Source organism: Komagataeibacter diospyri, assembly GCF_006538165.1.
Classification (GTDB): domain Bacteria; phylum Pseudomonadota; class Alphaproteobacteria; order Acetobacterales; family Acetobacteraceae; genus Komagataeibacter; species Komagataeibacter diospyri.
Genome location: NZ_BDLU01000043.1, coordinates 26,385 through 35,662 on the forward strand (window position 1 = coordinate 26,385; position 9,278 = coordinate 35,662).

At 58.8% G+C, this 9,278-nt stretch carries 8 protein-coding genes; 4 read left to right on the plus strand and 4 right to left on the minus strand.

Translation table 11 applies throughout. The features are described 5' to 3' along the window. Positions 1–70: 70 nt before the first annotated feature. The 3 genes from MSKU9_RS10280 to MSKU9_RS10290 form a co-directional block, all read right to left on the minus strand. Positions 71–2,377, minus strand: a complete 2,307-nt coding sequence (locus MSKU9_RS10280; protein WP_141261377.1) for a TonB-dependent receptor — start codon at positions 2,375–2,377, stop codon at positions 71–73. A 332-nt stretch (positions 2,378–2,709) separates the two neighbouring features. Continuing rightward, entirely contained in the window at positions 2,710–2,925 is a 216-nt protein-coding gene (locus MSKU9_RS10285) for a hypothetical protein (RefSeq protein ID WP_141261366.1), read from the minus strand. Between the two features lie 15 nt (positions 2,926–2,940). Beyond that, positions 2,941–3,570, minus strand: coding sequence for a LysE family translocator (locus MSKU9_RS10290; protein ID WP_141261378.1), 630 nt, complete (start codon positions 3,568–3,570; stop codon positions 2,941–2,943). Positions 3,571–3,797: 227 nt separating this feature from the next. Between MSKU9_RS10290 and MSKU9_RS10295 the strand changes: the two genes are divergently transcribed. From MSKU9_RS10295 to MSKU9_RS10305, 3 genes are all read left to right on the plus strand, one after another. Next, positions 3,798–4,616: a metal ABC transporter ATP-binding protein gene (locus MSKU9_RS10295; protein WP_141261367.1), complete on the plus strand. Its 819-nt coding sequence runs from the start codon at positions 3,798–3,800 to the stop codon at positions 4,614–4,616. Then, on the plus strand, positions 4,613–5,479 hold the full coding sequence (locus tag MSKU9_RS10300; protein WP_141261368.1) for a metal ABC transporter permease: 867 nt from the start codon (positions 4,613–4,615) through the stop codon (positions 5,477–5,479). The genes MSKU9_RS10295 and MSKU9_RS10300 overlap by 4 nt, the downstream gene beginning before the upstream one ends. Before the next feature lie 95 nt (positions 5,480–5,574). Then, positions 5,575–6,474 carry a metal ABC transporter solute-binding protein, Zn/Mn family gene (locus MSKU9_RS10305; protein ID WP_141261369.1) on the plus strand — a complete coding sequence of 300 codons (900 nt, stop codon included), beginning with the start codon at positions 5,575–5,577 and terminating at the stop codon, positions 6,472–6,474. On the opposite strand, the gene MSKU9_RS10310 is transcribed toward MSKU9_RS10305, so the two are convergent. After that, positions 6,443–8,227, minus strand: a complete 1,785-nt coding sequence (locus tag MSKU9_RS10310) for an ABC transporter ATP-binding protein/permease (protein ID WP_193557684.1) — start codon at positions 8,225–8,227, stop codon at positions 6,443–6,445. The genes MSKU9_RS10305 and MSKU9_RS10310 overlap by 32 nt on opposite strands. A gap of 383 nt (positions 8,228–8,610) precedes the next feature. Here MSKU9_RS10310 and MSKU9_RS10315 point away from each other — a divergent pair, with 383 nt between their 5' ends. Beyond that, entirely contained in the window at positions 8,611–9,060 is a 450-nt protein-coding gene (locus MSKU9_RS10315; RefSeq protein WP_141261370.1) for a DUF2501 domain-containing protein, read from the plus strand. Positions 9,061–9,278: the final 218 nt, after the last annotated feature.

Below are 9,278 nucleotides of genomic sequence, written 5' to 3' on the forward strand. Positions count from 1 at the left end.
TGCAGGGAATATGGGAACGCCACCGGGCTTTCGCGCCCCCGCCCGGTATCACAAGCGGGTGCGCGGGGTTTTAGAAGTCAGCTTCAAGCGTGAAGTGATAGGCGCGTGGCAGACCGGCATAGGCAGCACTGGTGCCCGCCGCCGTTACAGCCGTGCCCGCAGCAGTGCCGTTATAAACGGACGACCAGTACCGTTCATTCGCAACATTGGTCACGCCAAAACGGGCCATCCACGGATGCCTGGCCGCACGGAACGGGAAACGCGCCCCCATATCCAGCGTGACGTAAGACCCGGCATAGGTCGAGTTATACACATCCGCCGCACGCCGGCCCGTGTAATGGACGTTGGCGTTGACAGCCAGACCGTTAAGCGCAAACCCCTGCGAGAACGGGATACGATAATCCAGCAGCACGTTGGCCTGAAGCGGTGCGACACCGACGGCTTCCTTGTTGGATGTCCTGGCGTTGCCCGTATTCAGCACTTCCGCATCAATCCATGTCATGCCGCCGATAACGGACAGGCGTGGCGTGATATGACCCATAGCCTGGAACTCGACACCATAATTCCGCTGCGTGCCGAAATTACCATAAACATGCGATGTCGGGTCGATATAGGCATAGCTGCGTGTTGCCCGGAAACCAGCCACGTTAAACTGGATATTACGGAACATGTACTTGTAGCCGACTTCAAACTCCTCACTCCGCACGGGCGAAGTGAACTGGTTGTTGTTCACCGCACCAGCCGAAACCGATGTACCGGCCTGCAATGAACGACCATAGGTGAAGTAGGCGGTCTGGTTGTCAGCCGGTTTGTAGATAAGGCTGGCCATCGGGCTGAAGGCGGCATCGGCCCGCGAATTCGTGGTCTTTCCCTTGCCCAGGTGGGTGGTCGAGACAACGTAGCCATTCACCGTCTGCTTTGTCGGAGCTTCTTCCGTCACGGTCCCGGTACTGTCCTGATCCAGCCAGCTCCATGCCAGCGTACCCATGGCGGACCAGTGACGGTTGAAATGTACCGTGTCCCCCAGGATCATGGACTGATAGCGCACGTACTGGGATTCGTACTTACCCTTGTAATAGGGCTGCGGACCATTGGACGCGACCGCCGGATCATATAGCGACGCCGAGGCAACGGCGGTGTAGCTCTGTCCGCTCAGGGGGTTATAGCCCCCTTCCATGTAGCCGTTGGTACCAATGACAAGGTCATGCTTGATGAACCCGGTATGCACATGGCCATTGATATAGGCCATGTTGCTGCCGACCTTGAAGTCATTGACCGTGGTGGCGGCGGAAATGGTCTGTTTGTAACCGCCCTGGTTGTTGATCAGCGTATCGGCGGATTCAAACACCTGACGGCCTGAATCCTGATACAGCCCGCCGATCACGAAGCTCCAGTTATCGTTGATCCGATGTTTGAGCTTGGCGAGGAATACGTTGTTTTCGGAGTTGTAGCCCGCATAATCCTGCCCCATATGCGGCTTGCTCAGATCAGGGGCTTCGGGCAACTGCATGTTGTTCAGGTTGACGCCCGCAGGCATGCCACGTTCATCATACGTGTAATGACTGGCATCGAGTTCAAGCACGGTGTCGCGGTCGAAATGGATATCGAAATCCGCACTGACCATATTACGCCGCACCCAGCTGTCCTGCACATACGTCGTGCCGTCACCGTGCAGCAGGTTGATGCGGTAACCAAACCAGCCATTCTTGCCAAGGCGGCCTGACGAGTCGACATTTTCCATGAGCGTGCCGATGGAATCCACGCCAACCACCAGACGGTTTATGCGCTCATCAGTCGGGCGCTTCAGGCCATATTCAAATGTGCCCGCCGGGTTCTGGGGACCATACAGCGCACCGGCAAGGCCATTGAGCACCTGCACGTTATCGAACTGCTCGGCCGCATAGGGTGTTACGGTAAACGCGTTCAGGCCGTCGATGCGGCTGTTGGAAATCACGTCCGCCTCAAACCCGCGTGACTGCGGGCGGCTGGTGCCGGGATCAGCACGAGTTTCCAGCTGGACCGACGGTATGTACTGCATCAGGTCGTTGATGTTACGCGCCTGCTGGTTGACGATCACGTCATGCGGCACGGTCATGATCGACATGGGCGTATCAAGCGTGCGGCGCGTGCCCAGCGGGCCAAGGTTCGCAGTCTTCTTGTTATAGTTGGCCGCTGCCCCCGCCACCATCCGGTGATGGCCGATAACCGTCATTTCTTCCGCGTTGACGGACGTTACGGCATTATCCGTGGCACCTGTGCCCCTGACGGATGACTGGGCCTTCTTGCCCTTGTCCGGATCCGTGTCCTGCGCATAGGCGGAAGGGATGAGCAGTGCACCCAGACTGGCCGAAAGCATCCACGCCATACCTGCGGTCATTCTGGCCATGAGTATTCCATTTCGTTAGCCATTTTAAACATATTTAGGCGTATATAATCCCCCTGCCACAGCGTCCATATAGGCATAAATATATTCACTGTTCAGTTACCACATAAGAAGAGACTGTGTCTTTATGGATACAGTTGTCTATATATGGTTGAATACAGATAGGCCACTCCATTACCGGCTCTGAATGTATAATTTTTTCATTATATGCATTATATTTTATAATTACTTCATGTAATGAAAAAAAAATAAAACTGAAATACATTAAGTATATTTTTTATTATTCACAAAACAAATTACCATTGATTGCGTTTTTCTTATTATATTTATAAATTATTTACATGAAATGAAGGTAAAACCGGATGCCAGCCCGTTTCCAGATCAGGGATCATCAGACTGCCATAAGCAGATGATACAATGAAAACCGTTACATACACCCATTCCATCACCAGACCTGCCAGACACCATCCCGTCAGCCAGGGTGCAGGCATGATATAACCGCTCATTACAGACAGCATGGCAGCCCGCACCCGGACATGCATGGTGAACTGTGATCCCTATATACGCGTCAGCAGCAGCATGGCCCCGAAGCCGATGAACACGAGTCCACTCACAAAGCAGAAAACTCGATGCACCCCCGGCGTACGCAGCCATACGGACAGGACACGCCCACCACCGGCATAAACCAGGTAGCAGGACACCTCCACCACCGCGAATGTCATCACCAGCATGACATATTGCGGCATGCGTGCCGCAGCCGGATTGACAAACTGAGGCAGAAAGGCCGCGGCGAACAGTAGCAGCTTGGGATTGCTGATCCCGGTCAGGAACCCGTCACGAAACAGATCCCGCATGGCCACGGCAGGCATGGAAGACAGATCTGTCCCGTTACCGCCCACCATGTCATGCGCGCGCCATGCCCGGATACCCAGAAACACCATATACGCCGCCCCGATCATCCGCAGCACCGCAAACAGGCGTGGTGATGCCGCCAGCACCCCTGCCATGCCCGCAAGCGATGCAATGACCACCAGCACAATCGCCAGTATGCACCCTGCCATGACGCTCACACTGCGCAGAAATCCGTACCGGGTGCTGATTGACATGACGTGCATCATGTTCGGCCCCGGCATGGCGGATAATACGAAAGCAGTGGCGGCGAACAGCAGCCATGTATGAAACGTCACCTGCCCTGACCCCCTGTTCATGATGTGGGTGACACCATGCCGCCTTCCCTTGACGGTGGGCAAGTCGATGATATAGGAATATGTTATATTATAACACTTTGGGTTCCCATGCCGCTTTCCTTTCCTGTCTCCCCCTCGTCCACGGACCAAGACAAACGGACAGCCATGCAGCACCCTACCCCCGATATGACCCCTGCCCCGCTACCCATGACATGGATGGCACGCGCATGGTGGCAGCGGCTGGCCTGCATGACAGTGCCGTGCGCCATATTATGGGGACTGATCGCATGGGCCGTCTCCATACCATGATCCCTGACACGACTGCCGGCACGATCCGGCTGGAAGATGCGGGGGCGATCATGGGTGGTCAGACGGTGTGGCGGCACGTAACCGGCAGTTTCCGTCCCGGCAGCATGACCGCGATTGCAGGGGCCAACGGTACGGGCAAGTCCACCCTGCTGCGCGCCATACTGGGTGAAGTGCCGCTGGCGCATGGCACGGTCACGCGCGGGGGACTTGGTCCACGTGATTTCGGCTACCTGCCGCAGGCACGCATCATCGACCGGGGTTTCCCCATAAGTGTCACCGACATGGTGCTGGGCGGTGCATGGCAGCAGACGGGCCTGTTTGGCCGTGCGGACCGGACAGTGCGCCTGCGTGCGGCCAATGCATTGCATCGCGTCAACCTTGACGGACAGGCACAGCGCATGATCGCGGCCCTGTCGGCTGGCCAGTTCCAGCGCCTGCTGTTTGCCCGGCTGCTGATGACCGATGCACGGGTCATCGTACTGGACGAACCCTTTACCGCGCTGGATGCGCCCACGACACAGGACCTGCTGGAACTGGTATGCGAGTGGCATACGCAGGGGCGCACCATCATTGCCGTGCTGCATGACATCCACCAGATCCGCACCTGTTTCCCCGATGTCGTGCTGCTGCATGACGGACAGGCGACCTGGGGCCGGACTCCCGACATCCTGACGCCTGTTATCCTGCAGCGTGCCTATGGCGGGACACGGGACAGGTGGGCGGACATGCCGTCATGAGCATCCTGTCCGTATTATGGGATCCGTTTGCATCCTTCGGCTTCATGCGTCGCGCACTGGTGGCGTCCATGACGCTTGGCATGGGGGCGGGGCCTGTTGGGGTAATGCTGCAACTGCGCCGCATGAGCCTGATTGGCGATGCGATGAGCCATGCCATCCTGCCGGGTGCCGCCGTCGGGTTCCTTCTGGCGGGTGGCCTGTCGCTGACGGCCATGGGACTTGGGGGGATCGTGGCAGGGCTGGGTGTGGCGCTGCTGGCCGGACTGGTCAGCAGGCGGACGCAGCTTGCCGAAGATGCCAGCTTCGCCAGTTTCTACCTGACTTCACTGGCGCTGGGCGTACTGATCGTCTCCGCGCGCGGGTCGAATATCGACCTGCTGCATGTACTGTTCGGCACCATTCTGGGCATTGACGCATCGGCGCTGTGCCTGATGGGGGGCATTACGACACTCAGCATCGCCCTGCTGTCCATCATCTGGCGGCCACTGGTCATGGAATGCGTCGATCCCGGTTTCATGCGCATGACCGGCGGGCGCGGCGGCATCTACCACATGGTGTTCCTGTTTCTGGTGGTCATCAACCTCGTTGCGGGGTTTGAAGCCCTTGGCACGCTCATGTCGGTGGGCATGATGATGGTGCCCGCCGCGACCGCGCGGCTATGGACACGCCGCCTGCTGCCCATGATGGTGCTGTCCGCCGCAACGGGCATGGCGGCGGGGCTGATCGGGCTGCTGGTATCCTATCATTACGGGCTGGCGGCGGGGCCATCAATCATCCTGACATGTAGCGTGCTTTATATCCTTTCCCTTGTCGTATCGCCCGCAGGATTGCGCGCAGGACGACACGTTCACGAAACATCCTGAAAACCAGAATTTTTAGGTGAAGCTTTTTGAAAAAAGGCGGCACCCAAAAACTTCTGTTTGTTATCAGCAGTCTTTTTTTAATGGAGTTCGCGCCGATGCGCCGTCTGTCCTGCCTGCTTGGCCTTTGCGGGGTCCTGTCCGTCATGCCTGCCTATGCCGCGCCCGTACCCCATACGGTTCAGGCGGTCGCAAGCTTTACCGTTCTGGCCGATGTGGTGGCGCATGTGGGCGGCACGCATGTGCATGTCACGTCGCTGGTGCCCCCCGATGGCGACCCGCATGAATTCGAACCCTCCCCCGATGATGCCCGCCAGCTACGCCAGGCCGATATCGTATTCATGAGTGGCGAGGGACTGGAAAGCTGGTTTGGCCGCCTTGCCCACGCGGCGGGGTATCATGGCACGCCCGTCATCGTGTCCAACGGGATCAGCATCTACACCCCGCCGGGCCTGCAGCAGGCGGAAACGGACCCGCATGTCTGGAACAGCGTACCCAATGTCATCATCTGGACCAACAACATCCGTGACGCACTGATCGCCATCGACCCGGCGGATGCCGACAGCTTCCGCGCATCAGCCGCAGCTTACGTCACGCAGTTGCAGGCACTTGACCGCGACATACGTGCGCGCATCGCCACCATACCGGCCGATCGCCGACGCATCCTGACCAGCCATGATGCCTTTGGCTATTTCGGCCGGACCTATGGCCTGACATTCATGGCGCCGCAGGGCCTTTCGACCGAGACGGAAGCCTCGGCCGGGGATATCGCCGCCCTGATCCGGCAGATCCGCCAGACGGGCGTCACCACCTATTTCATGGAAAACGCAACTGATCCGCGCATGGTCCAGCAGGTGGCGCGGGCGACCGGTACCAGACCCGGTGGAGAACTGTATGCCGAAGCCCTGTCCCCGGCCGGTGGTCCAGCGCCGGATTACATCACCATGATGCGCCACAACACCGACCTTATGGTCGCGGCGATGCAGGGGACGCACTGACGCTTCCCCCGTCGCCCTCGGGCGCGGCTACGGCAAAGGGAGACAGGTCCACACGGTTGACATGCATCGCCACCACCGATTCCCGATGCGTGATGGAGACAACCGTCATGCCCGGGGATACCTGACGCAGCAGCGCGTACAGCGCCGCTTCCGATGTTGCGTCAAGGTTCGATGTTGATTCGTCAAGAAACACCCAGCCCGGCCGCGCCAGCAGGATACGCGCGAAGGCCAGACGCTGGAGTTCACCGGGGGAAAGGATCTGCCCCCATGCCTCCTCGCTTTCGATACGCGGCGCAAGCGCGCCCAGCCCGACCTGCTGCAGGGCCGCGATCACGTCCGCCTCCGGATAGGCGTCCACACCGGCGGGATAGGTCACGGCCCGGTGCAGCGTGCCGGTGGGCACATAGGGCCGCTGCGGGACAAACATCATCGCCACGTCCGGCTGCGTGATGGTGCCGGTGGCAAACGGCCAGATCCCCGCCAGCACGCGGAACAGCGTGGACTTGCCGGTACCCGACGGGCCAGTCACCACCGTCATCTGTCCATGTTCCAGCGTAAAACTGACATTGCACAGCAGGGCCGCGCCGTCGGGGCGGAACACGTCCAGCCCGCTGACCTGCAGGTTCGCATTCGCGGCGGCGGGCACGACCGTAACCTCGTCACGCATGGCCTGCGCACGATCCATCACCCGCTGGAAGGTCGCCAGACGCGCGACCTCCGCATGCCATGTCGTAAGCGAGGCATAGGACGTGGACAGCCAGCCCAGCGCCCCCTGCACGCGCGAAAACGCCATGACCAGTTGCATGAGCGTGCCGAACGTCATCTTGCCCGCGAAATACCGGATCGAGCCGATCAGCATCGCGAAGTTGCCTGATACGACCTCCAGCCCCGTCGTCAGCAGTCCCAGCCACTTGGTCCGGCGCATGATGACAAGGAAATTGCCATACACCCGCGAAAAGGAACGGTTAAGCCCGGCCTGCTCTTCCGCCTCGCCACGGTACAGGGCGATCCCTTCGGCATTGTTGCGGACATGGACAAGGCTGTAACGGAAATCGGCCTCGGCACGCTGCTGGAAAAACTGCAGCCCCGCCAGCTTGTGCCCAGCAAGATGTGTCAGCCACGTCGCCAGCACGGAATAGATCAGCGCAGCCCAGAAGAAATAGCCGGGTATGGAAATGCCCATTAATTCCAGCGGACCGGACAGCACCCACAGCAGACCGACATAACTGAACAGCGTCACGATATTGGACAGCAGGTTGATGACCTGCGTCAGCGTATCGGTCACAAAGCTGTTCAGGTCTTCCTGTATGCGCTGGTCGGGGTTGTCGGCGCCTGCTTCCAGCCCGGACGTGGTGACGGCAATGCGAAAATAGGTCTGGTTTTCCATCCACTGTCGCGTCATGCGCTGTGTCAGCCACCGCCGCCAGCGCAGGCCCAGCATCTGCTGCAGGTACGTGGCATAGATACTGCACAGCACCATGGGAATGGTGACGATGAAGAACCCCGGCACGAAGCCCTGGTCATTATGTACATACCAGAACAGGCCGCGCAGGAAGGTCTTCGCATCACGCTGCTGCAGGGCCGTGTAATAGGCATTGCGCGAGAAGGATTGCAGCAGGTCCAGCCCCACTATGGAAAAGGTCAGGACCAGTACCGCCGCCAGCAGGCCCCATGCCCATTTCCTGTCCTCGGACGTGAAATAGGGACGGGTAAGATACCAGACATCTTTCAGAAGAAGGCGCAAATGCTGCATGTTGATCCCGTGCACAGGGTTAGGGCCAAGTATGGCCAAGCATTCCCACGAAGTCAGGGCGGACTCAATGTCCATTGCGTCCGTATGACGGTTTCCATGCCCTGGAAGTGCTGCATTAAGCTTCCTCACGACTTCTTGACGAATGATGGCACCCGTGCCCACACCGCGCCCATGCCGTGCGAAAGGCGGAATTCCCCCCGGACAACAGAGGGTTATGGGGCGCAGGGCTGAATGGACAAGGGTACTATATATCGAAAAGCCGAATGCCAGACATATCAGCCGCACGGGTACCGGTCTGCCACATCGTGTTATGTTTGACACACAGATTTACAAATGGCGCCGGGCTTTCACCCCCGCCTGATAAACAATGTAAGGAAATCAATATGGTGTCGTTCAGTCGCGTTCTGTCTGCCGGTGCATTCGCCACAATCATGGCAGTCGCGCCACTTGCGGCCCATGCCGCTGAAATTTCTCCCCCGACCGGTGCTGGCGTCGCCAATCAGGTCGAGGCGATCAAGCCCGGTTCCCTGTCAGCCGATACGGTGTACTCGGCCGTGGCCACGGCAAAGCCCGCCGATCTGGGCGGCATCATGAATTACTGCATCCAGTCCAATTACCTGACCGCGTCCGAGGCATGGCCCGTGCTGGCGGCGTTCAACAAGAAGACCAACGACGTACCGTCCAACCAGAAGGGCAACATGTCCTATGCCGATGGGTCCACCGGCCTGCTGAAGGTGGGTGGCAAGGCACCGATCTCGCTGGAAGACGCATCAACCGACATTCGCAAGCAGGCCTGCGCGAAAGTTGAAGCCCGCGCGAAGTCCATGCTCTGATCCGGGATACGTCCCGCATCCGCCCCGCCGGTCTTCCGGCGGGGTTTTTTAATGCCTGCTTCCGTTCCTGGAGGCTGTTTGAAAAGACTGCCTGGCAAACATCCGGTAATCATAAGAATGTTTTTGGTGAAGCCCTTTTCAGGGGCTGTTGGGAATTGAGTTTTCTAAAGGGCCATGATGTGTTTCAAAGACCATATGGATCGCTTCATACTGACGGA

What these genes read in the sequence shown, in the direction of transcription:
- MSKU9_RS10280 (WP_141261377.1), bottom strand. Translation starts at nt 2,377, where the DNA reads ATGACCGCAGGTATGGCGTGGATGCTTTCGGCCAGTCTGGGTGCACTG.
- MSKU9_RS10300 (WP_141261368.1), top strand. Translation starts at nt 4,613, where the DNA reads ATGAGCATCCTGTCCGTATTATGGGATCCGTTTGCATCCTTCGGCTTC.
- MSKU9_RS10295 (WP_141261367.1), top strand. Translation starts at nt 3,798, where the DNA reads ATGGTGGCAGCGGCTGGCCTGCATGACAGTGCCGTGCGCCATATTATG.
- MSKU9_RS10305 (WP_141261369.1), top strand. Translation starts at nt 5,575, where the DNA reads ATGCGCCGTCTGTCCTGCCTGCTTGGCCTTTGCGGGGTCCTGTCCGTC.
- MSKU9_RS10285 (WP_141261366.1), bottom strand. Translation starts at nt 2,925, where the DNA reads ATGCATGTCCGGGTGCGGGCTGCCATGCTGTCTGTAATGAGCGGTTAT.
- MSKU9_RS10315 (WP_141261370.1), top strand. Translation starts at nt 8,611, where the DNA reads ATGGTGTCGTTCAGTCGCGTTCTGTCTGCCGGTGCATTCGCCACAATC.
- MSKU9_RS10310 (WP_193557684.1), bottom strand. Translation starts at nt 8,227, where the DNA reads ATGCAGCATTTGCGCCTTCTTCTGAAAGATGTCTGGTATCTTACCCGT.